This is a genomic window from Lysobacter sp. A421, from assembly GCF_054052145.1.
Map to the genome: position 1 here is coordinate 1,082,665 of NZ_JBSVRL010000001.1, position 23,665 is coordinate 1,106,329.

A 23,665-nucleotide genomic window follows, 5' to 3' on the forward strand; every position below is an offset into this window, starting at 1 on the left:
CCGAAATGAACCCCAACCGCGGCGAACCCGCCGCGCCCGAACCGGCCAAGTCCAACAAGCGCCGCACCGCGCTGCTGGTCGTGCTGGCCGTGGTGATTGTCGTCGGCATCGCCTGGCTGGCCTGGTACCTGCTGGTCGCGCGCTGGCATGAGGGCACCGACGACGCCTACGTGCAGGGCAACGTGGTGACCGTCACCCCGCAGACCGCTGGCACGGTGGTCAGCATCGGCGTGGACGACGGCATGAAGGTAGCCGCGGGCCAGGTGCTGGTGCAGCTGGACCCCAACGATGCGCAGGTCGCCTACCAGCAGGCCGTCGCCAACCTGTCCAGCGCCGTGCGCCAGGTGCGCGGACTGTACAGCGCGGTCGAAGCGGGTCAGGCCGATGTTGCCGCGCAACAGGTCGCCGTGAAGCGTGCGCGCGCCGATGTCGCCCGCCGCGAGGGACTGGTCGCCAGCGGCGCGGTATCGGCCGAAGAGCTGGCCCACGCCCGCGACCAGTTGGCCGCTGCCGAAGCCGCGGTCACCGTCTCGCATGGCGAGCTGTCGCGCAATCGCGCCCTGGTCGACGCCACCACGGTCATCAGCCAGCCGCAGGTACAGGCAGCGGCGGCGCAGCTGCGACAGGCCTACCTCAACGTCCAGCGCGCGCAGATCCTGGCGCCGGTGAGCGGATACGTCGCCCAGCGCCATGTGCAACTGGGCCAGCGCGTGCAACCGGGCGCATCGTTGCTGACGATCGTGCCGATGGCGCAGATGTGGGTGGAAGCCAACTTCAAGGAAACCCAGCTGGCGCACATGCGCATCGGCCAGCCGGTGGAGGTGCATGCCGACCTGTATGGCGGCGACGTGAACTACAACGGCACTGTCGGCAGCCTGGGCATGGGCACCGGCGGCGCGTTCGCTCTGCTGCCCGCGCAGAACGCCAGCGGCAACTGGATCAAGATCGTGCAGCGGGTACCGGTGCGGATCGACCTGGACCCCACGCAGCTGGCCGAACATCCATTGCGGCTGGGCCTGAGCATGAGCGTGGACGTGGACATCCACGATCGAAGCGGCGCGGTACTGGCCGGTGCGCCACCGGCCACGGCGGTGCTGACCACCAAGGCTTACGCCAGTCAGCTGGCCGACGCCGATGCACTGATCGACACCATCGTGCGCGAGAACCTGGCTGGTAACGGCCAGCGCGACTGACCACCGCACGGGCCCACCCAGACCATGGCCAACACCGCCACCGCGCCCTCCGGTGCCGCACCCGCGCCGCGCACCGGGTTCCACCCGCCCAGCCTGGTCCTGACCACGATCGGCCTGTCGCTGGCGTCGTTCATGCAGGTGCTGGACCTGACCATCGCCAACGTCTCGTTGCCGGCGATCACCGGCAGCCTCGGCGGCAGCGGCAGCCAGGCGACCTGGGTGATCACCTCGTTCGCGGTCAGCAACGCCATCGCGCTGCCGCTGACCGGTTTCCTGACCCGGCGCTTCGGCGAGCGCCGGTTGTTCATGTGGGCGACCGCGGCATTCTCGATCGCCTCGCTGCTGTGCGGACTGGCCGGCAGCATGGGCACACTGGTCGGCGCGCGTGCGTTGCAGGGCTTCGTCGCCGGGCCGATGTATCCGATCACCCAGGCGCTGATGATCTCGGTCTACCCGCCGCACAAGCGCGGCCAGGCCATCGCGCTGCTGGCGATGGTGACGGTAGTGGCACCGATCGCCGGGCCGATCCTGGGCGGCTGGATTACCGACAACTACAGCTGGGAGTGGATCTTCCTGATCAACGTGCCGATCGGCCTGTTCTGCAGCTTCGTCGTCGGTCGCCAGCTGAAAGGCCGGCCGGAACGGCTGGAGAAGCCGAAGATGGACTACGTTGGCCTGGCCACGTTGATATTCGGCGTCGGCGCGCTGCAGTTGGTGCTGGACCTGGGCAACGATGCGGACTGGTTCCACTCCACCAGGATCGTGGCGCTGTCCATCGTCGCGGTGGTCGCGCTGACGGTGTTCCTGATCTGGGAGCTGACCGACAAAGACCCCATCGTCGACCTCAAGCTGTTCCGCCACCGCAACTTCGCCTTCGGCACCCTGGCGATGGTGCTGGCCTACGCCGCGTTCTTCAGCATCGGCCTGCTGGTGCCGCTGTGGCTGCAACGCAACCTGGGCTATACGGCGATCTGGGCCGGCTTCGCGACCGCGCCCCTCGGCATCCTGCCGGTACTGCTGACCCCGCTGGTGGGCAAATATGCCATGCGGGTGGACTTGCGCTGGTTGGCCACCTTCGCCTTCATCGTGATGGCACTCACCAGTTTCGCGCGCGCCGGTTTCAACCTCGATGTCGACTTCCGGTCGGTGGCGATGGTGCAGTTGTGGCAAGGGCTGGGCGTCGCGCTGTTCTTCATGCCGGTGCTGACGATACTGCTGTCGGACCTGGCACCGCACGAAATCGCGTCCGGCTCTGGCCTGGCGACCTTTGTGCGCACCCTTGGCGGCAGCTTCGCCGCGTCGCTGACCACCTGGGGCTGGAGCCAGCGCAGCACCATCCACCATGCGCAGATGACCGAGCACATCAGCGCCTACGACCCCACGATGCAGCAGACCGTCGCGGCGATCGGACATGGCAACGTGCAACAGGGCGCGGCGGTGCTCAACGGCATGATCTCGCAACAGGCCGCGCAGATCGGCTTCAACGAGATCTTCCATCTGCTGGGCATTGTGTTCCTGCTGGTGATCGTCTTCGTGTGGTTCGCCAAACCGCCCTTCGGTGCGAAACCCGGCGCCGCAGCGGGCGGCCACTAGGCCACCAAGCACCCTCGCCTTTCGCGACGCACCGGCTCAACCGGCCGCGTCCACCGCCTCGGCCAGCCGCTCCACCGCAACCACCTGCATGCCGCCGATCTTGCCGCTCCTGGGCGCGTTGCCCTTGGGCACGATCGCGCGCTTGAAACCGTGGGTGGCGGCTTCTTTCAGCCGGTCCTCACCATTGGGCACCGGGCGGATCTCGCCGGACAGGCCGACCTCGCCGAAGGCAATCGTCTGCTCCGCCAGCGGCTTGTCACGCAACGAGGACAATACCGCGAGCAATACCGGCAAGTCCGCCGCCGTCTCCTGCACGCGGATGCCGCCGACGATATTGACGAACACATCCTGGTCACCCACACCCACTCCGCCGTGCCGGTGCAGCACCGCCAGCAGCATCGCCATCCGGTTCTGGTCCATGCCGACCGCGACCCGCCGCGGGTTCGACAACGGCGACGCATCCACCAGCGCCTGCACCTCCACCAGCAACGGCCGCGTGCCCTCGCGGGTGACCATCACGCAACTGCCGGGTTGCGGCGTGCTGCTGCCGGACAGGAAGATCGCCGAAGGATTGGACACCTCGCGCAGGCCTTTGTCGCCCATCGCGAACACGCCCAGCTCGTTGACCGCACCGAAGCGGTTCTTGAACGCGCGCAAGACCCGGAACCGGCTGCCCGACTCACCCTCGAAGTACAGCACCGCATCGACCATGTGCTCCAGCACCCGCGGGCCGGCGATGCCGCCCTCCTTGGTCACGTGGCCGACCAGGAATACCGCGGTGCCGGTCTCCTTGGCATAGCGCACCAGTCGCGCCGCACTTTCGCGGACCTGGCTGACCGAGCCGGGCGCGGCGTTCAACGACTCGGTCCACAAGGTCTGGATCGAGTCGGCGACGATGAGCTTGGGCTGAGTCTCCACGGCCTGCTCGAGGATCCGCTCGACCCCGGTTTCGGCCAACGCGTACACCCCGTCCAGCGACAAGCCCAGGCGCGCGCCACGGCCTGCCACCTGGGCCAGCGACTCCTCGCCGGTGACGTACAAAGCCGGCAAAGACCCGGCCATTTTTGAAACCGCCTGCAGCAGCAGGGTCGACTTGCCGATACCCGGGTCGCCGCCGACCAGCACCACCGACCCCTGCACCATCCCGCCGCCCAGCACCCGGTCCAGTTCGACGATTCCGGTGGAGACCCGAGCCTCGCCGGTGTGACTGACATCCTTCAACGCCGTCACCTTGGGCGGATCCACCTTGCCCGCCCAGCCACTGCGCCGCGAAGGTGCGGAGGCCGCCCCCTTCAACGACGCCGCCGACTCGATCACGAACTCGCTCAGCGAATTCCACGCATCACACGCCGCACATTGCCCCTGCCACTTGTTGTGGTCGGCCCCGCACTCGGAACACACGTAGGCGACCTTGGCCTTGGGAGCCTGCTTGGCAGATGACTTACTGGAGAACGAGGACATGGACGCGAAGACCGGATGGACCGGCCATTACTTTAGCCTGCGCGCGTCGCAAGGTATGAGATTGGGGGCCCGCCGCTTCATTCCTCGACGATCTTCGCCACCAGGCCCTCGGCGAGTGCCTCGGGGGCCATCTGCGCGGTATGCAAGTGGACATCCGGCCGCGCGGGCGGCTCGTAGGGCGAGCTGATCCCGGTGAAGTTGGGGATCTTTCCCGCGCGCGCCTGGGCATACAGGCCTTTGACGTCGCGTTGTTCCGCGACCTCCAGCGCCGTGTCCACGAACACCTCCAGGAACTCGCCTTCGTTGAACATGCTGCGGGCCATCTGTCGTTCGGCACGGAACGGCGAGATGAAACTGACCAGCACGATCAGGCCCGCATCGACCATCAACTTCGCCACTTCCGCCACCCGGCGGATGTTCTCGACCCGGTCCCCATCGGTAAAGCCCAGATCCTTGTTGAGGCCGTGGCGGACGTTGTCCCCATCCAGGAGGTAGGTGTGGTGACCCATCGCCAGCAAGCGCTTCTCCACCAGGTTGGCAATCGTGGACTTGCCGGATCCGGACAGTCCGGTGAACCAGACGCACCGCGATTGCTGATCCTTGATCCGCGAACGTGCCGACTTGTCGACGTCGAGGTGTTGCCAGTGGATGTTGGAAGCACGTCGCAGCGCAAAGGCGAGCGTCCCCGCAGCGACCGTGGCATTGCTCTGGCGGTCGATCAGGATGAAGCCACCCAACTCGTGGCTGTCGGCATAACTTTCAAAGGCGATCGGCTGGTCAAGGTAAAGATTGCAGTAGCCCACTTCATTCAGCTCCAGCGTCTTCGCAGCCAGCTCCTCCTGGGTGTTGACGTCGACCTTGTGCTTGATCCCGGTGACCTGGGCGCCAACCGTGCGGGTGCCGATCTTCAACCAATAACGCCGACCCGGTAACAATGACGTCTCGCCGAGCCACAGCATGTGCGCCGCGAACTGGTCGGCGACCTCCGGCAGGTTGCCGGCCGCCGCAATGACATCGCCGCGGCTCACGTCGATCTCGTCGGCCAGGGTCAGGGTCACCGCCTGGCCGGGCCGGGCGAAATCCAGGTCGCCGCCCGCGGTGACGATCGCGGCCACCCGCGAACGCTGGCCAGAGGGCAACACCGCGATTTCGTCACCCACCACCACCGGGCCGGAAACCACGGTGCCTGCAAATCCACGGAAGTTCTGGTCCGGGCGGCAGACCCATTGCACGGGCAAGCGGAAGCCGCCGGTCCGGGTCACGTCGCTGACGTCGACGGTTTCCAGGTGCGGCAACAGCGGACTGCCCTGATACCACGGGGTCGCGGCCGAGCGCTCCAGCATGTTGTCTCCGTTGAGCGCCGACAGCGGGATGCAGGTGACATCGGGAATGCCCAATTGACCGACCAGCACGCGATAGCTCGCGGCGATCTCATCGAAGACCTTCTGGTCGTAATCCACCAGATCCATCTTGTTGACCGCCAGCACGACGTGGCGGATGCCCAGCAGCGAAACGATATAACTGTGTCGACGGGTCTGGGTCAGCAGGCCCTTGCGCGCATCCACCACCATGATCGCCACGTCGGCGGTGGACGCACCGGTGGCCATGTTGCGGGTGTACTGCCCGTGGCCGGGGCAGTCGGCAACGATGAACTTGCGCTGGTCGGTGGAAAAAAACCGGTACGCGACATCGATGGTGATGCCCTGCTCGCGCTCGGCGGCCAGGCCATCGACCAGAAGCGCGAAGTCGACCCCTTCGCCCTGGGTACCAAACTTGCGACTATCGGCGGCCAGCGCGGCCACCTGGTCGTCCAGCAGGCACCGGGTGTCATGCAACAGTCGCCCGATCAGCGTGCTCTTGCCATCATCGACGCTGCCACAGGTGATGAGGCGCAGCAGGCTCTTGGTTTCGTGCTGTTGCAGGTAGGCGGCGATGGCGGCCTGGTCGCGGTCAGGCAGGCTCATCAGAAGTAGCCCTCCTGTTTCTTCTTCTCCATCGAGGCCGATGGGTCCTGATCGATCACCCGTCCCTGGCGCTCGGAGGTGGTGGACACAAGCATCTCGGCGATGATCGCCTCCAGCGTGGTGGCCTCGGACTCGATCGCGCCGGTCAGCGGGTAGCAGCCAAGGGTCCGGAACCGGACTTTCTTCGTCATCGGCGTCTCACCGGGCCGCAATGGCAGCCGGTCGTCATCGACCATGATCAGCGCGCCATCGCGCTCCACCACCGGACGTTCCCGGGCGAAATACAGCGAGGGCACCGGGATGTTCTCGCGGAAGATGTACAGCCAGACATCCAGCTCGGTCCAGTTCGAAATCGGGAACACGCGTACCGACTCGCCCTTGTGGATCCGGGTGTTGTAAAGGTTCCACAGCTCGGGGCGCTGGTTCTTCGGGTCCCAGTAGTGCTGCCGGTTGCGGAAGCTGAAGATCCGCTCCTTGGCGCGCGATTTCTCCTCGTCCCGGCGGGCACCGCCAATGGCCGCGTCAAAGCCCCATTTATCCAGCGCCTGCTTGAGCGCCTGGGTCTTCATCACGTCGGTATGCACGGTCGCGCCGTGGCTGATCGGACCAATGCCCTGGGCGACCCCGTCGGGGTTCGTATGCACGTGCAGCTCGATCCCTGCCTCCCTCACACGACGGTCGCGGAAAGCAATCATCTCGCGGAACTTCCAGCCGGTATCCACATGCAGCAGCGGGATCGGCGGCCGGGCCGGATGGAACGCCTTGACCAGCAAATGCAACAGCACCGAGCTGTCCTTGCCGACCGAATACATCATCACCGGATTCTGGAACTCCGAAGCCAGTTCACGAAGGATGTGGATGCTTTCGGCCTCAAGCCGGTCGAGATGGGAGAGGCCGGGTGCATCAGGCATGGGTGTAATAGCCCCGATACCACTCCACGAAATTGGCCACGCCCTCCTCCACCGACACCTGCGGCCGGTAGTCCACGGCCTGGACCAACGCGGATACATCGGCTTCGGTGTCGGGCACATCACCGGCCTGCAACGGCAGCAATTCCATCTTCGCCTTGCGGCCCAGGCACTGCTCCAGCACTTCGATATAGCGCAGCAACTCGACGGTGTCCTCGTTGCCGATGTTGAACAACCGGTACGGCGCGTTGCTGGTCGCCGGGTCCGGCGCGGCGGCATTCCAATCGGAATTCGCCACGGGCGGATTGTCGAGTGCGCGGACGATGCCCTCGACGATGTCATCGACGTAGGTAAAGCTGCGCTTGTGGTGGCCGTGGTTGAACACCTTGATCGACTCGCCGGCCAGGATCGCCTTGGTGAACAGGAACAGCGCCATGTCCGGCCGCCCCCACGGGCCATACACGGTGAAGAACCGCAGCCCCGTGCTCGGGATGCCATAAAGATGCGCATAACTGTGCGCCATCATCTCGTTGGCCTTCTTGGTCGCCGCATACAGCGTCAACGGATGCTCGGTGGACTGGTCTTCGGAGAACGGCATCGTGGTGTTGGCGCCGTAGACCGAACTGGTCGAGGCGAACACCAGATGCTCGACGCCGTGATGCCGGCAACCTTCCAGGATGTGCAAGAACCCGGTGACGTTGCTGCTGACGTACACGTGCGGGTTCTGCGCCGCATAACGCACGCCCGCCTGCGCCGCCAGGTTGACCACCCGCTGCGGCTTGTGGGTCGCAAACGCCGCCTCGACCGCCTCGCGGTCGGCCAGGTCGGCCTGGATGTGGGTATAGCGCGGGTGGTCGGCAAACCGCGCCAACCGCGCCTGCTTCAGCGTCACGTCGTAGTAGTCGCTGAGGTTGTCGATGCCGATGACCTCATCGCCGCGTTCAAGCAATTTGAGCGCAACGTGCGAGCCGATGAAGCCGGCGGTTCCGGTGACCAGAATTTTCAATGTAATCCACTCTTTTTCATTGGTTTGTTTACCGCCCCGGCATCCCGGTTACCGGTGCGGGTCCTTAAAGACGGCCGTCGACCGATTCGCGCGGCAACACGTATTTGACGTCGTAGACGACGGAACCGGGTTTCCCGAGTGCGCGGATGCCGTCGGCTCCGAGCGCGCGGAACTCATCATGGGCGACCGCCAGCACCACCGCGTCATAGGCACCCTGCTCTGGGGTGGCGACCGGCGTCAGGCCGTATTCGTGCTGCGCCTGGGCGGCATCCACCCACGGATCGAACACGTCGACCTGCGCGCTGTAGTCCTGCAGCGCCGCCACGATGTCGACCACCCGGGTGTTGCGCAGGTCCGGGCAGTTCTCCTTGAACGCCAACCCCAGCACCAGCACCCGCGCGCGCACCGGGTTGATGCCCTTGCGCACCATCAACTTGATCACCTGGTCGGCCACGTAGCCGCCCATGCCGTCATTGGTGCGGCGACCGGCCAGGATCACCTGCGGATGGTGGCCGACCTCCTGCGCCTTGTGGGTCAGGTAATACGGGTCGACGCTGATGCAGTGGCCGCCGACCAGGCCGGGCCGGAACGGCAGGAAGTTCCACTTGGTGCCGGCCGCCTCCAGCACCTCCAGCGTGTCGATGCCGAGCTTGTTGAACAGGATCGCGAGATCGTTGACCAGCGCGATGTTGAGGTCGCGCTGGGTGTTCTCGATGACCTTGGCGGCCTCGGCGACCTTGATGCTGCTGGCCTTGTGGGTGCCGGCGGTGATGATGCTGGCATACAGGCTGTCGACGAAGCTGGCGACTTCGGGCGTGGAACCGGAGGTCACCTTGAGGATGTTGGTGACGCGGTGGGCCTTGTCGCCGGGGTTGATACGCTCGGGGGAGTAGCCGCAGTAGAAGCCCTGGTTGAACTTCAGCCCCGACACCCGTTCCAGGATCGGCACGCAGACTTCCTCGGTGCAGCCGGGGAAGACGGTGGACTCGTAAATGACGGTATCGCCGTCGCGCAGCACGCTGCCGATCGCCTCGCTGGCCTTGATCAGCGGCGTCAGGTCCGGTCGCTTGGCCGCGTCGATCGGGGTCGGCACGGTGACGATGTAGACGCTGCAGCGCGCAATACCGTCAAGTTGCGACGTAAAGCCCAGCCGCGTGGCCGATGCCAGCAGCTCCGGCTCCACCTCCAGCGTGCTGTCGTGACCAGCAGCCAACGCATCCACCCGCGCCCCGTTGGTGTCGAACCCAACCGTGTCGTACTGCTTGCCGAACTCCACCGCAAGCGGCAGGCCGACGTAGCCCAGGCCGACGATGGCGATGTTCGCTGTGTCCAGCGCGAAGCGGTGCTGCATGGTCTGTCCCCGTTCGGCCGCATGCCGTGACGCAGGCTGCGCCACGATCGATTATGCGTTACTTCACAAACGGCATGATCGTCCCGACCCCGGCCAACCTGGCACCGCCAAGAAAGCAACGCATCTTGATTCGACTGTCGGCTCGGCGTCAGGCCGATGATGGCAGGGACATTTTCCAGTGGGCGCCAAGCACGCCCTCGACGAAAAGACCCGCCGCAGCGGGTCTTGGGATCCGGCAAGGCCGCAGCCTTCGGATCGTTCACCGACGGCCGAAAAAGCCGCGGCAACAACATGGTGCCGGAAATAGGAATCGAACCTACGACCTACGCATTACGAATGCGCCGCTCTACCAACTGAGCTATTCCGGCAAGGGGCTGGATTGTAGTGTTGCCGGGGTTGCAGGGTCAATCGGCAGGTTTGAGCCGCAGCTCCTTGGGCAGGGCGAATACCATGTTCTCCGGCTCGCCCCGCAAAGCGCTGAGGTTGCCGGCACCCAACTCGCGCAGGCGGTCGATGACGCCCTGCACCAGGATTTCCGGGGCGGAGGCGCCAGCGGTGATGCCGATCTGCTGGCGACCGACCAGCCAGGCCGGGTCGATCTCATCGGCGCCATCGATCAGGTGGGACTGGACGCCCTCGCGCTCGGCCAGCTCGCGCAGCCGGTTGGAGTTGGAGCTGTTGACCGAGCCGACCACCAGCATCAGGTCGCATCGCGCCGCGAGTTCGCGTACCGCGTCCTGGCGGTTCTGGGTGGCATAGCAGATGTCGTCCTTTTTCGGCCCCTGGATCGACGGAAAGCGCGCCCGCAGCGCATTGATGATCGCGCGGGTGTCGTCCACCGACAGCGTCGTCTGGGTGGTGTAGGAGACGTGCTCGGGCTGGGTTACGACCAGTTCGGCAACGTCTGCAAGGTCTTCGACCAGATAAATCTGGCCGCTGCCCTCCTCCCGCCGCCATTGGCCCATCGTGCCTTCGACCTCGGGATGGCCTTCGTGGCCGATCAACACCATGTCGCGGCCCGCCTTGCACTCGCGCGAGACCTCCAGGTGGACCTTGGTCACCAACGGGCAGGTGGCGTCGAACACTTTAAGCTCGCGACGCTCGGCCTCGGCACGGACCGCGCGCGATACGCCATGGGCACTGAAAATGACGGTGCTCCCATCGGGTACCTCATCGAGCTCCTCGACAAAGATCGCACCGCGCTGCTTGAGGTCATCGACCACGAACTTGTTGTGCACCACCTCGTGGCGCACATAGATCGGCGCACCGTACAACTCCAGCGAGCGGTTGACGATCTCGATCGCCCGGTCGACGCCAGCGCAGAAACCACGGGGATTGGCAAGAATCAGATCCATGCCGTCATTTTACGCCGTAACCACCACCCTTGGGCGCAAGCCGCCAAGGCTCCGCAAAACGCCCGTAAGGCGCATTGACAATGCGCGTCCCCACGCCCTCCATCACCCAACGGCGCGATGCGCCGTCTACCGGGTTGGGCTACCGGCACCCTTGCCTGGCTGTGCCCCCAAGAGGCCGAACAGGGCGATGCCGATCGCGCCGCCGACTATGGAGGCGTCGGCGATGTTGAAGGCGGGCCAGTACCAGTCTTGCCAGTGCCATTGGATGAAGTCGACGACGTGGCCGTGGATGAGGCGGTCGATGACGTTGCCGATTGCACCACCGATCACCAGTGCGTAGGGCAGTGCTGTCTTCCAGTCGCCGCGTCGGGTCCTGGCCAGCCAGTAGCCAAGCAGGCCGCAGATGCCCACGGCGAGCACCACGAAGAAATACTTCTGCCAGCCGCCGGCATCACTGAGGAAGCTGAAGGCCGCACCGGTGTTGTAGGTGCGGTACCAGTTCCAGATGCCGTCGATGACGGGGATGGCGGTGTATTCGGGCAGTGAGGTCAGGACCCAGTACTTGGTCAGTTGGTCCAGGACGATCACGACGGCCGAAAGGGCCAGCCAGATGAGGGCGTTGGGTTTGGGAGTTGGCATTGCGTCTTAGAACCACTTCCGGTGTTCGCCGTTGCCATCGACGTTGTCGATGCAGCGGCTGCACAAGGTTGGGTGCGAGTCGTGGCTACCGACGTCGGCGCGGTGGTGCCAGCAGCGGCCACACTTGGGCTTGGTGCTGGGCGTCGCGTGCACTTCGAGTTCCTTGGCCTGGTCGTCGGCGATCATGCTGACGTCGCCGCTGATGAACAGGAAACGCAGTTCGTCGATGAACGGCGATAGCCAGTTCTGGTCCGTGACGCCGCAGCGCAGGCCGATCTCGGCGTCCAGTGCGGCGCCGATCTTGCCGGCGGCGCGCATTGGCTCGAGGATCTTGCTGACCTGCTCGCGCAGGGCAAGCAGGCGTTTGAAGTCTTCGGCCGTCAGCGGGGCGTCGTCGGGCAGTGGTGCCAGGCCGTCGTACCAGGTGGAGAACAGCACGTTGCCTTCGCGCGGGCCGTCGGCGGTGACCGGCGGCAGTTGGTCCCACATCTCCTCGGCGGTGAAGCTCAGGATCGGGGCGATCCAGCGCACGAACGCCTCGGCGATGCGGTACATCGCGCTTTGCGCCGAGCGGCGCCCGGGCGAGTCCTCCTGCATCGTGTACAGGCGGTCCTTGGTGACATCCAGGTACAGCGAGCCCAGGTCGACGCTGCAGAAATTGGCGAGGATCTGCGCGATCGCGGGGAAGTCGTACGCCTCACAGGCTTCGATGATCCGGACCTGCAGCTCGTGCGCGCGATGCACGGCCCAACGGTCCAGCTCGACCATCTGCTCCAGCGGCAACAGGTGCTTGGCCGGATCAAAGCCATGCAGGTTGCCGAGCAGGAAGCGCGCGGTGTTGCGGATGCGTCGGTAGCCGTCGCCGCTGCGCTTTAGGATCTCGTCGGAGACCGACATCTCGTTGCTGTAGTCGGCCGAGGCGATCCACAGCCGCAGCACGTCGGCGCCCATCGCATCGATGACCTTCTGCGGGGCAATCACGTTGCCCAGCGATTTGGACATCTTGCGCCCGGTCGCATCGACCGCGAACCCGTGCGTCAGCACCTGTTTGAACGGCGCAACGCCATCCATCGCGACCCCGGTCAGCAGGGACGACTGGAACCAGCCGCGATGCTGGTCGGAGCCTTCCAGGTACAGGTCGGCCGGCTTGCGCAGGCCATCTTGCGGGCGCTGGGCGAGCACGCATTCGTGGGTCACGCCCGAATCAAACCAGACATCCAGGATATCGGTGACCTTTTCATAGTCCACCGCCTCGCCGTCCAGCAGGCTGGCCGGGTCGAGCGCATGCCACGCATCGATGCCGCCGGTCTCGACCAGTTCAGCCACTCGGTTCATCAGTTCGACCGAGCGCGGGTGCGGCTCGCCGGTGATGCGATGGATGAACAACGCGATCGGCACGCCCCAGGTGCGCTGGCGGCTGATGCACCAGTCCGGCCGGCCTTCGACCATGCCGGCGATGCGCGCCTGGCCCCACTCGGGGTACCACTGCACGTCCCCGATTGCCGCCAACGCGTCATCGCGCAATCCGGCCTGCCCCATCGAGATAAACCATTGCGGCGTGGCCCGGAAGACCACCGGGGTTTTGTGGCGCCAGCAATGCGGGTAGCTGTGCTCGATTTTGGCGAACGCGAGCAGGGTGTCGTTGACGCGCAGGCCGTCAACGATCACGTCATTGGCCTTCCAGATGTGCAGGCCTTCCAGCGCGGCATCGCCGATCGGCGGCGTCCCCGGCAGGTACACGCCGCGTGCGTCGACCGGGTTGAGCTGGGCGGCGGTGTACTGGTCGACCAGACCGTACTGCTGGGCGACCGCGAAATCTTCCTGACCATGCCCGGGGGCGGTGTGTACGTTGCCGGTGCCGTCCTCGTCGGAGACGTGGTCGCCGAGCAGGATCGGTAGATCACGGTCGGCGTAGAACGGGTGCTGGACGACCAGGCCGTCCAGGTCGGCTCCGCTCGCGTGGCCGTGGATGACGACTTCATCCACCCCGTACCGGGCCAGCGACGACGCCGCCAGCGCCTCGGCCAGCACCAGCCAGCGACGGCCTCCGTCCGCGCGTACCGGGCCTTCGACCAGCACGTAATCCAACTGCGGACCGACGCTGACAGCGAGGCTGGCCGGCAGGGTCCACGGGGTTGTGGTCCAGATCGGCACCGATACCTGGATCCCCGGATCGGGGACCACGCCGAACGCGCTAGCCACCTTCTTGTCTGACTTGGCCGGGTACGCGACATCCACCGCGGGCGACACCTTGTCGGCGTACTCGATCTCCGCCTCTGCCAGCGCCGAGCCGCAATCAAAACACCAATGCACCGGCTTGGCGCCGCGCAGCAAATGACCACGATCGATGATCCTGGCCAGCGAGCGCAGCATGTCCGCCTCGTAACGCGGAGCCATCGACAGATAAGGGTTGTCCCAGTCGCCAATCACGCCCAGGCGCTTGAAATCGGTGCGCTGCAGGTCGACCTGCTCGGCGGCGTACTCGCGACATTTCTCGCGGAACTGCGCGGCGTCAAGCTTTACCCCGACCTTGCCGTACTTCTTCTCGATCGCGATCTCGATCGGCAGGCCGTGGCAATCCCAGCCCGGCACGTAGGGCGCGTCGAAGCCGGACAGCAGCTTCGACTTCACCACCATGTCCTTGAGCACCTTGTTGACCGCGTGGCCGATGTGGATCACGCCATTGGCGTACGGCGGGCCGTCGTGCAGGACAAAGCTTTTTTCGCGGCCGCCGACCTTCTCGCGGATGCGGGCATACAGGCCCTCGTCCTCCCAGCGCGCGAGCGTGACCGGCTCGCGCCTGGGCAGGTCGCCACGCATCGGGAACTGCGTCGATGGCAGATTCAGAGTGGATTTGTAGGGATTGGGGGCTTTGTTATCGCTCACGCGGTGGCTCGAGGTTGTTGTTGCGTTAGAAGTGCGCGCGCCTGCTCGGCGTCACGGTGCATTTGCGCGGTCAGCGCCGGCAGGTCATCGAACTTTTCCTCGTCGCGAAGCTTGGCGACGAATTCGACCTCGATCCGGTGACCGTACAGGTCGCGGTCGAAATCGAACAGGTGGGTTTCCAGCAGCGGCTCGATGCCATCCACCGTCGGCCGGGTACCGAGGCTGGACACAGCCGGCAGCGGCGCCTCATCGATGCCGTGCACCCGGGTCGCGTAGATCCCCGACAACGCCGGGGTCTTGCCGGCGAAACGGAGGTTGGCGGTCGGGTAGCCCAGCGTGCGTCCCAGCCGGGCACCGCGCACCACCCGGCCACCAATCGAATAAGGCCGTCCGAGCAGGCGCGTGGCGGTGGTGAAATCGCCGGCCTGCAACGCTTCGCGGATGCGGGTGCTGGAGACCCGTTCGCCATCCAGCAGGACCGGCTCGATCTGGCCGGCAACGAACCCCTGCCCGGTCCGGGCAAGTTCGGCGCCCATCCGTTGCAGCAGGGCGAGATCACCGGCGCGACCCTTGCCGAAATGGAAGCCCGGGCCAACCCAGACCTCGTCCACCGCCAGCAGCTTGACCAGCACTTCACGCACGAAGTCCTCGGCGCTCATCGCCGCCAGCCTGGACTTGAAGCGCAGCAGGCCGACCTGGTCCACACCGAGGCAGAACAACCCCTCGGCCTTGGCCCGCGGTGACAACAAGCGCGGCGGCGGGTCGCCCCGGGCGAACAGTTCGCGCGGCAGCGGCTCGAAGCTCAGCGCGACCGACGCCACGCCCAGCGCGCGCGCCCGTGCCACCGCGTGGCGCACCAGTGCCCGATGCCCCAAATGCAGGCCATCGAAGGCGCCGATGCAGACCACACTGCCGTGCGGGCATCGGGGCCCGCCGTCGACGTCTCTAAACAGCCTGCTCATCGGCGCAAGTATAGCCGGCACGCGGCGATACCTTCCCTATTGCCGCAGGTGCCTCGGGCGCAGCCCGGCGATCAACAGCACCACGCCATACGCACCGGCGCCGGCGGCGATCACGGCCAGCAGCCAGATCCAGCGCCACAACCCGCGCATCGCGGTCCAATCGCCAATCCACTCGCGCATCAGCACCACCACCACCGCCATCGCCACCAGTCCCAGGACGATCCGCAGCAACCAGCGCCCCCAGCCCGGCTGTCCCTGGTAGATGCCGTCGCGGCGCAGATAACGCCACAGCAAGGCGGCGTTGAGGATGCCGGCGATCGCGGTCGCAGCGGCGATGCCGGCGTGGGCGAACGGCACTCCCATCCACCACAGCGGGGTCACCAGCGCGATCGTCAACACGACGTTGGCGACCACGGTGATGATCGCGGCGCGCATCGGCGTGCGGGTGTCCTGGCGGGAGTAGAACGCAGGCAACAGGACCTTGCTGAGCATGAAGGCGGGGATGCCGATGCTCATCGCGGTCAGCGCGTAGCTGACCATCCGCGTGTCTTGTGGGGTGAACGCGCCATAGCGGAACAACGAGGCGGTCAGCGGCTCGGCCAGCAAAGCCAGGCCCAGGGCGGCAGGCAGGCCGACCAGCAGCACCATCCGCAGGCCCCAGTCGAGCGAACGCGTATAGCCATCGGTGTCCTTGTCGGCATGATGGCGTGACAGCTGCGGCAGGATCACGGTACCGATCGCGACCCCGAACAAGCCCAGCGGCAGCTCGGTCAGCCGGTCGGAGTAATACAGCCACGACTGCGCGGCGGGCACCAGCAGCGACGCGAACACGGTACCGACGAGCAGGTTCACCTGGGATACCGACGAGGAAAAAATCGTCGGCAGCATCAGTTTCATCACCCGCCGCACGCCTTCGTGGCGCAGGTTGAACTTGAACCGTGGCCGCAGCCCCAACCGCCCCATCGCCGGCCACAACACCAGCATCTGCAGGATGCCGGCGATCAGCACCCCCCAGGCCAGCGCCTTCTCCGGCACGTCCAGGTAGCCAGCCAGAAACAACATCGCGCCGATCATCGCCAGGTTGTGCAGCACCGGGGTCAACGCCGGCAAGCCGAATTGCTTGAAACTGTTGAGTACCGAGCCGGCCAGCGCCGTCATCGAGATGAACACCAGGTACGGGAAGGTGATCCGCAGCATCTGCGCGGTCAGTGGAATCAGCTCCGATTCGCTCGAATCGGCGAAGGCGAGGAACAACCTGGCCACCCACGGCGCGGCCAGGATGCCCAGGCCGCTGACCACCACCACCACCGCCAGCAGCGCGCCGGCGACGTGATCAAGGAAGTCCTGCAACGCCTCACCGTCGCCTTGCTGCTTGAGCTCCGACAGCAACGGCACGAAGGCGGACGCAAACGAGCCCTCGGCAAAGATCCGGCGCAGGTAGTTGGGGATCCGGTAGGCCACCACGAACGCGCTGACCGCCGGCCCGGCACCGAACAGGCTGGCCTGGAGCCAGTCGCGCAGGTAGCCGGCAATGCGCGAGATGAACGTCATCGCACTGAATACGGCGGTGGAGCGCAACATGCCGCTTTGCCGGCTGCCGCGGCCGGGCGCAGGCATGTTCAATGCCGGCTCCTTTTGTTGACGCAAGCCACTGAATCCCCCATACTTTCAGGTCTGATTTTCCGCCGTACCATATTCTCTCTTACCCGCAGCAATCAATTTTTCAGGAATACACAGTGGCAAACATCAAGTCCGCCAAGAAGCGCGCCAAGCAGACCATCGTGCGCAACGCCCGCAACGCGAGCCAGCGCTCGATGCTGCGCACCTCCGTGAAGAAGGTGCTGAAGGCCCTCGGCGAGAACGACGCCGCTGCCGCCGAGGCCGCCTACAAGGTTGCCCAGCCAATCCTCGATCGATTCAGCTCGCGTGGCCTGATCCACAAGAACAAGGCTGCCCGTCACAAGAGCCGCCTGACCGCCCGCATCAAGGCGATCAAGACCGCTGCCTGAGTCGGGTTGCCCTTCCGGGGCAATCAAGCCGCATGAAGAAGCCCGGCCCAGGCCGGGTTTTTTCTTGGGCGATCGAGATACGGCGAGCAGGCGGACGCGCAGGTCGTTGCCACGAAAGCCCGGCGCTTCAACCGGCGGCATCATTGTTGACATTGGCTTCCGCCACGGCGGCGGCTTCGGCGGCGGCCTCCAGCGCATCGGCTTTCTGACGGTCGAAGAACGCCATGATGTCGAGCATGATCGGCCAGGTGCCGTCGCGGCCAATGGCCGATGCCAGGAACCAGCGGTCCTTCCAGCCGAGCTCGTCGACAATCGCCTTGACGGTGGCGTCGCGCTCCTCCTCCAGCAGCAGGTCGGACTTGTTGAACACCAGCCAGCGCGGCTTGGCCAGCAGCTGCGGGTCGTGCTTTTCGAGCTCGCGCTCGATCGCGCGCACCTGCTCAGCGGGACTGATCTCCACTCCGCCTTCCATTGGCGCAACGTCGACCAGGTGCAGCAACAGGCTGGTGCGCTGCAGGTGGCGCAGGAACTGCGCGCCCAAGCCGGCACCATCCGCGGCGCCCTCGATCAGGCCGGGGATGTCGGCGATCACGAAGCTGCGGTACTGCTCCACGCTGACCACGCCAAGGTTGGGATACAGGGTGGTGAACGGGTAGTCGGCGACCTTGGGCGTCGCCGCCGAGACGGCACGGATCAAGGTGCTCTTGCCGGCATTGGGGAAGCCCAGCAGGCCGACATCGGCCAGCAGCTTCAACTCCAGCTTGAGCACCCGCTCCTCGCCCGGCAGCCCCGGCAGCGCCTTGCGCGGGGCGCGATTGACCGAGCTCTTGAAATGCATGTTGCCCAAGCCGCCCTGCCCGCCCTTGGCGACCAGCAGGCGATCGCCGTGGCTGACCAGGTCGCCGATGGACTCGTCGGTCTCCACGTTCATCACCACGGTCCCGACCGGGACGGTGATGACCAGATCCTCGCCGCCTTTGCCATACATCTGCCTGCCGCGGCCATCTTCGCCGCGCGGGGCCTGGAACCGGCGCTGGTGGCGAAAATCGACCAGGGTGTTGAGGTTCTCGTCGGCAACGACCCAGACGCTGCCGCCGGCACCGCCGTCACCACCATCGGGGCCGCCGAGCGGGATGTACTTCTCACGGCGGAAACCAACGCAGCCGTTGCCGCCGTTGCCTGCTGAGACCTGGATTTCGGCTTCGTCGACGAGTTTCATGCAAGACCTCGGTAAAAATAGCTGGACAACAAGATATCCCGGAAACGAAAAGCCCCGCCGCAGCGGGGCCTTTCACGGGTGACTCGTCACCAGGTCAAGCCGTGGCCTGACCGGCGTGGGTCACGCCGAGATGACGCTCACGGTGCGGCGCTTCTTCAGCCCCTTCACCGAGAAATCAACCTTGCCATCGACCAGCGCAAACAGCGTGTGGTCGCGGCCCAGGCCGACGCCCGGACCCGGGTGGAACTGGGTGCCGCGCTGGCGAATGATGATGTTGCCGGCATCGATCGCCTGGCCACCATAGATCTTGACGCCGAGATATTTCGGGTTGGAGTCGCGGCCGTTGCGGGTCGAGCCTCCGGACTTTTTATGTGCCATGGCTGCTGCTCCTTACTTCTTGTCGCCACCGGCAATGCCGGTGATCTCGATTTCGGTGTAATGCTGACGGTGACCCATCTGCTTGCGGTGGTGCTTGCGGCGACGGAACTTGACGATGCGGATCTTGTCCGCACGGCCGTGGCCGATGACCTTGGCGCTGACGGTGGCACCCTTGAGCGCGTCGCCAAGTGTGGTTTCGCCCTCGCCATCGCCCAGCATCAGGATGTTGTCGAACTTGATCTCGCTGCCGGCTTCGGCTTCGAGCAGTTCCACGCGCAGGGTCTCGCCCTGCATGACGCGGTATTGCTTACCGCCGGTGACTACTACTGCGTACATGACCAGTTTCCTCTGTAGTTATTTTTGGTCCTTGTCGTGCCGTCGAGGGCAGACAGAAGCGGAATTGTAGGCCCTTCAGGGGGTTGCGGCAACCAGTACCGACACCGGCGTGCCGGATGAACCGGACAGGGCCAAATCCACCGCGGTTCTTCGGTTTCCGCGATTTGCCCCCATTTCATGCACTGGCTACGCTTAACGGTTCGCCGGCTGCGCCGACGGCCTTCCCCCACTTTGCAGGTCTTTCGATGGCGATGGAATTCATCAGCATCCGCGGTGCGCGGACGCACAACCTCAAGAATGTCGATCTCGACCTGCCGCGCGACAAGCTGATCGTGATCACCGGCCTGTCCGGCTCGGGCAAGTCCTCGCTCGCGTTCGACACCATCTATGCAGAGGGCCAGCGTCGCTATGTCGAGTCGCTGTCCGCCTACGCGCGGCAGTTCCTGTCGATCATGGAAAAACCCGATGTCGACCTGATCGAGGGCCTGAGCCCGGCGATTTCGATCGAGCAGAAGTCGACCTCGCACAACCCGCGTTCCACCGTGGGCACGATCACCGAGATCTACGACTACCTGAGGCTGCTGTATGCGCGCGTGGGCACGCCGCGATGCCCCGACCACGGCTACCCGCTGGCCGCGCAGACCGTCAGCCAGATGGTCGACCAGGTGATCGCGCTGGGTGCGGACCCCGCCACTGCCGAACAACGCTACATGCTGCTGGCGCCGGTGATCCGCGAGCGCAAGGGCGAGCATGCCCAGGTGTTCGAGCACCTGCGCGCGCAGGGTTATGTCCGGGTCCGGGTCGATGGCCAGTTGCACGAGATCGATGCGGTGCCGCCGCTGGCGTTGCGCGGCAAGCACACCATCGAAGCGGTGATCGACCGCTTCCGCCCCCGCGAGGACATGAAGCAGCGCCTGGCCGAGTCCTTCGAGACCGCGCTGAAGCTGGGTGACGGCATGGCCCAGGTGATGTCGCTGGACGCCGCGCAGGACAGCGCAAGTGCCGCGGGAGGCAGGACGCCGGGAGCGGCCAACGCCGATGCCACACCGCTGCTGTTCTCGTCCAAATACAGCTGCCCGGTCTGCGACTACTCGTTGCAGGAACTGGAGCCACGACTGTTCTCGTTCAACTCGCCGGTCGGCGCCTGCCCGACCTGCGATGGCCTGGGCATGGCCGAATATTTCGACCCGGCGCGGGTGGTGGTACATCCCGAGCTGGCGTTGTCGGCCGGCGCGGTGCGCGGCTGGGACCGCCGCAATGCGTACTACTTCCAGCTGATCCAGTCGCTGGCGAAGCACTACCAGTTTGACGTCGAGACGCCCTGGAACCAGCTAAGCGAGAAAGTCCGCCAGGCGGTGTTGTTTGGCAGTGGCGAGACGACGATTTCGTTCACCTATCTGACCCAGGCCGGCAGCCGCCACCAGCGCAAGCATCGCTTCGAGGGCATCGTCCCGAACCTGGAACGGCGCTACAAGGAAACCGAATCGTCGGCGGTGCGCGATGAGTTGAGCAAGTACATCAGCGAGCGCGCCTGCACCGATTGCGGTGGCCAACGGCTGAACCGCGCGGCGCGCAATGTGTTCGTCGACGGCCACGCCCTGCCCGAGATCGTGGTCTTACCCATCGACGAGACCCTGGCCTTCTTCAAGCGCCTGCACCTGCCAGGCTGGCGCGGCGAGATCGCGGTCAGGATCGTCAAGGAAATCGGCGACCGGCTGAAGTTCCTGGTCGATGTCGGCCTGGATTACCTGACCCTTGAGCGCAAGGCCGATTCGCTGTCCGGCGGCGAGGCGCAGCGGATCCGCCTGGCCTCGCAGATCGGCGCCGGCCTGGTCGGGGTGATGTACGTGCTCGACGAGCCATCGATCGGCCTGCACCAACGCGACAACGAGCGTCTGCTGGGCACCCTCACCCGCCTGCGCGACCTGGGCAACACGGTGATCGTGGTGGAACACGACGAGGACGCGATGCGGCTGGCCGATTACATCGTCGACATCGGCCCGGGCGCCGGCGTGCATGGCGGCGAGGTAGTGGCGAAGGGCTCGTTCGACGACATCATGGCCGCGCCACGCTCGCTGACCGGGCAATACCTGAGCGGTCGCAAACGCATCGAGATCCCGGCCAAGCGGCATAAGCCGAACCCGAAGCAGATCCTGCACCTGCGCGGGGCCACCGGGCACAACCTGAAGGATGTCGACCTGGCGATTCCGGCCGGCCTGCTGACCTGCGTCACCGGAGTGTCCGGCTCGGGCAAGTCGACCCTGATCAACAGCACCCTGTACGAACTGGCCGCCACCCAGCTCAACGGCGCCTCACGCACGGTCGCGCCCTACCGGTCGGTGGAGAACATGGACCTGTTCGACAAGGTCGTCGATATCGACCAGTCACCGATCGGCCGTACCCCGCGCAGCAACCCGGCAACCTACACCGGCTTGTTCACGCCGCTGCGGGAATTGTTTGCGCAAGTTCCCGAGTCACGCGCACGCGGTTACGCGCCGGGACGTTTCAGTTTCAACGTGCGCGGTGGGCGCTGCGAGGCCTGCCAGGGCGACGGACTGATCAAGGTCGAGATGCATTTCCTGCCCGACGTCTATGTGTCCTGCGATGTGTGCAAGGGCAAGCGCTACAACCGCGAGACGCTGGAGATCCTCTACAAGGGCTACAGCATCAGCGACGTGCTCGCGATGACGGTGGAGGACGCGCTGGAACTGTTCGACGCTATCCCGTCGATATCGCGCAAGCTGGAAACCCTGATCGACGTCGGCCTGAGCTACATCAAGCTGGGCCAGTCGGCGACCACGTTGTCCGGCGGCGAGGCGCAGCGCGTCAAGCTGTCCAAGGAGCTGTCGCGGCGCGATACCGGACAGACGCTGTACATCCTCGACGAGCCGACCACCGGCCTGCACTTCCACGACATCGAGCATCTGCTGGCGGTGCTGCACCGCCTGCGCGATGACGGCAACACGGTGGTGGTGATCGAACACAACCTGGACGTGATCAAGACCGCGGACTGGATCATCGACCTGGGACCCGAGGGAGGCCATCGCGGAGGTACCATCCTGGCTACCGGCACGCCCGAGCACATCGCCTCGCTGGAACACTCCTACACCGGCCGCTTCCTGGCCCCGATGCTGGAGCGGTCACTGGCCAATGACGAGGCGGCCGGCAACCAGCCCAAGGTCACCTCGACCGGGCCCAAGACCCGCAGGAAGAAGACTGCCGCATGAGCGACAACGACGGATCCAGAAGCACCCCCGGAAAGCCGGGCAAGATTGAGCAGCCGGTTAAACCGGCCAAGCCGCGCAAAGCCGCGGCAAAATCGGCTGCGGCGAAGTCCGCTTCAGAAGCGGCGGCGGCAAAGCCGGCATCGGGCAAACGCGAACCGGCGAAAACCACGACGTCAAAAAAGCCCGTCAGGCCGGCGGCAAAAAAGCCCCGTGCCGAGCTGGAACCGGCTGCGACGAGCGCAATCGAAACCAGCGCCGCGCCCGCGCCCTCGCCCCGCAAGCTGATCCAGGTACCGATGCCGGTGCGCTGGCGCGACCTGGACGCGTTCAACCACGTCAACAACTCCAAGTACCTCAGCTACCTGGAGGAAGCGCGATTGCAGTGGATGCTCGGCGTACCCGGCCAGGGCATGGACGACCATGTCGCCCCGGTGGTTGCTGCAGCCCAGCTCAACTACCGTCGCCCGATCACCTGGCCGGCACAGGTGTCGATCGAATTATTTGTCGAGCGGCTGGGCAATACCAGCGTGACCGTCGGCCATCGCATCGTGGACGCCCAGGACCCGCAGATCCTGTATTGCGACGGCAACGTGGTGATGGTGTGGATCGACCGCGACAGTGGCCAGGCCGCCGCGCTGCCATCGACCGTGCGTGAGGCCTGCCAGGCCCAGTAGGTTCCAGGCGCGTCAGTCGCCCGGCTGGCGCAACCGGGACTCGCTTACCTGGACTTGCTTACCTGGACTTGCTTACTAGGAACAGGCCGCGCACCTGGGTGCCATCTTCCAGCCGGAAGTCGATCACGACCGTATCGTCGGCCTGCAACGGCGCGTGCGGATCCATCAGCATCAGATGCAGGCCACCGGGCTCGAGGCTGGCATGGCCATGCGCGGGAATTACCAGCTCCGGCACCGCGCGCATCTTGCTGATCCCGTCCACGATGCGCGTCTCGTGCAGCGATACATCCGCAAACGCCGGACTGCTGGCGGCAATGACGGTTACTGGCGCGTCGCAAGCGTTATCGATGGTGCCAAACCCGGCCAGCATCGGCATCGAAATGGGTGGCAGACGCACCCATCCTGCGGTTACCACCGGGCTGCAATCGGCGGCGATAACCGGCGGCGTGCTGAACGCAGTTGCCAACAGGACGGCGGCGAGGGGGACGCGGAAGGGCTTCATCA

Annotated in this window: 19 protein-coding genes and 1 tRNA gene; 5 read left to right on the top strand and 15 right to left on the bottom strand. The window is 65.5% G+C overall.

The features are described from left to right. The first annotated feature begins 5 nt into the window (after positions 1–5). Positions 6–1,193 (top strand): efflux RND transporter periplasmic adaptor subunit, encoded by a 1,188-nt coding sequence (locus ACW7G6_RS04890; protein ID WP_456997715.1) that lies wholly within the window; start codon positions 6–8, stop codon positions 1,191–1,193. Positions 1,194–1,217: 24 nt separating this feature from the next. Beyond that, positions 1,218–2,786: a DHA2 family efflux MFS transporter permease subunit gene (locus ACW7G6_RS04895; protein ID WP_456997654.1), complete on the top strand. Its 1,569-nt coding sequence runs from the start codon at positions 1,218–1,220 to the stop codon at positions 2,784–2,786. Positions 2,787–2,822: 36 nt separating this feature from the next. Here the strand turns inward: ACW7G6_RS04895 and radA are convergent, their stop codons facing one another. The 11 genes from radA to murJ all read right to left on the bottom strand — a co-directional run bounded on the left by radA (position 2,823) and on the right by murJ (position 16,935). Continuing rightward, positions 2,823–4,247 (bottom strand): DNA repair protein RadA, encoded by a 1,425-nt coding sequence (gene radA / locus ACW7G6_RS04900; RefSeq protein ID WP_456997655.1) that lies wholly within the window; start codon positions 4,245–4,247, stop codon positions 2,823–2,825. 77 nt (positions 4,248–4,324) lie between these two features. Further along, a complete protein-coding gene (gene cysN / locus ACW7G6_RS04905; protein WP_456997656.1) occupies positions 4,325–6,211 on the bottom strand; it encodes a sulfate adenylyltransferase subunit CysN in 1,887 nt (628 codons plus the stop codon). After that, a complete protein-coding gene (cysD, locus tag ACW7G6_RS04910) occupies positions 6,211–7,122 on the bottom strand; it encodes a sulfate adenylyltransferase subunit CysD (protein WP_456997657.1) in 912 nt (303 codons plus the stop codon). Before cysD ends, cysN begins: the two co-directional genes overlap by 1 nt. Beyond that, a complete protein-coding gene (locus tag ACW7G6_RS04915) occupies positions 7,115–8,125 on the bottom strand; it encodes an NAD-dependent epimerase (RefSeq protein ID WP_456997658.1) in 1,011 nt (336 codons plus the stop codon). Before ACW7G6_RS04915 ends, cysD begins: the two co-directional genes overlap by 8 nt. Before the next feature lie 64 nt (positions 8,126–8,189). After that, complete coding sequence (gene tviB, locus ACW7G6_RS04920; RefSeq protein ID WP_456979720.1) at positions 8,190–9,476, bottom strand: Vi polysaccharide biosynthesis UDP-N-acetylglucosamine C-6 dehydrogenase TviB; 1,287 nt, start codon at positions 9,474–9,476, stop codon at positions 8,190–8,192. A gap of 292 nt (positions 9,477–9,768) precedes the next feature. Continuing rightward, a tRNA-Thr gene (locus ACW7G6_RS04925) sits at positions 9,769–9,844 on the bottom strand. Between the two features lie 36 nt (positions 9,845–9,880). Then, the gene (gene ispH, locus ACW7G6_RS04930) at positions 9,881–10,831 is read right to left on the bottom strand and encodes a 4-hydroxy-3-methylbut-2-enyl diphosphate reductase (RefSeq protein ID WP_456979737.1); all 951 of its coding nucleotides are present in this window, start codon (positions 10,829–10,831) and stop codon (positions 9,881–9,883) included. 126 nt (positions 10,832–10,957) lie between these two features. Beyond that, on the bottom strand, positions 10,958–11,470 hold the full coding sequence (gene lspA, locus ACW7G6_RS04935; protein WP_456979738.1) for a signal peptidase II: 513 nt from the start codon (positions 11,468–11,470) through the stop codon (positions 10,958–10,960). 6 nt (positions 11,471–11,476) lie between these two features. Beyond that, complete coding sequence (ileS, locus tag ACW7G6_RS04940) at positions 11,477–14,290, bottom strand: isoleucine--tRNA ligase (RefSeq protein ID WP_456997716.1); 2,814 nt, start codon at positions 14,288–14,290, stop codon at positions 11,477–11,479. A gap of 62 nt (positions 14,291–14,352) precedes the next feature. Next, positions 14,353–15,318: a bifunctional riboflavin kinase/FAD synthetase gene (locus ACW7G6_RS04945; protein WP_456997659.1), complete on the bottom strand. Its 966-nt coding sequence runs from the start codon at positions 15,316–15,318 to the stop codon at positions 14,353–14,355. Between the two features lie 36 nt (positions 15,319–15,354). After that, complete coding sequence (gene murJ / locus ACW7G6_RS04950; protein WP_456997717.1) at positions 15,355–16,935, bottom strand: murein biosynthesis integral membrane protein MurJ; 1,581 nt, start codon at positions 16,933–16,935, stop codon at positions 15,355–15,357. A gap of 119 nt (positions 16,936–17,054) precedes the next feature. Between murJ and rpsT the strand changes: the two genes are divergently transcribed. Continuing rightward, positions 17,055–17,327: a 30S ribosomal protein S20 gene (gene rpsT, locus ACW7G6_RS04955; protein ID WP_456997660.1), complete on the top strand. Its 273-nt coding sequence runs from the start codon at positions 17,055–17,057 to the stop codon at positions 17,325–17,327. 127 nt (positions 17,328–17,454) lie between these two features. On the opposite strand, the gene cgtA is transcribed toward rpsT, so the two are convergent. From cgtA to rplU, 3 genes are all read right to left on the bottom strand, one after another. Continuing rightward, positions 17,455–18,546, bottom strand: coding sequence for an Obg family GTPase CgtA (gene cgtA, locus ACW7G6_RS04960; protein WP_456997661.1), 1,092 nt, complete (start codon positions 18,544–18,546; stop codon positions 17,455–17,457). Positions 18,547–18,666: 120 nt separating this feature from the next. Further along, complete coding sequence (rpmA, locus tag ACW7G6_RS04965) at positions 18,667–18,924, bottom strand: 50S ribosomal protein L27 (RefSeq protein ID WP_456961848.1); 258 nt, start codon at positions 18,922–18,924, stop codon at positions 18,667–18,669. A gap of 12 nt (positions 18,925–18,936) precedes the next feature. Beyond that, positions 18,937–19,260, bottom strand: a complete 324-nt coding sequence (gene rplU, locus ACW7G6_RS04970) for a 50S ribosomal protein L21 (RefSeq protein WP_456997662.1) — start codon at positions 19,258–19,260, stop codon at positions 18,937–18,939. 245 nt (positions 19,261–19,505) lie between these two features. On the opposite strand from rplU, the gene uvrA reads away from it, so the two are divergent. Beyond that, positions 19,506–22,487, top strand: coding sequence for an excinuclease ABC subunit UvrA (uvrA, locus tag ACW7G6_RS04975; RefSeq protein WP_456997663.1), 2,982 nt, complete (start codon positions 19,506–19,508; stop codon positions 22,485–22,487). 296 nt (positions 22,488–22,783) lie between these two features. Then, positions 22,784–23,161 (top strand): acyl-CoA thioesterase, encoded by a 378-nt coding sequence (locus tag ACW7G6_RS04980; RefSeq protein WP_456979905.1) that lies wholly within the window; start codon positions 22,784–22,786, stop codon positions 23,159–23,161. Positions 23,162–23,219: 58 nt separating this feature from the next. Here ACW7G6_RS04980 and ACW7G6_RS04985 read toward each other — a convergent pair whose 3' ends face one another. Continuing rightward, on the bottom strand, positions 23,220–23,663 hold the full coding sequence (locus tag ACW7G6_RS04985; protein ID WP_456997664.1) for a copper chaperone PCu(A)C: 444 nt from the start codon (positions 23,661–23,663) through the stop codon (positions 23,220–23,222). Positions 23,664–23,665 lie beyond the last annotated feature (2 nt).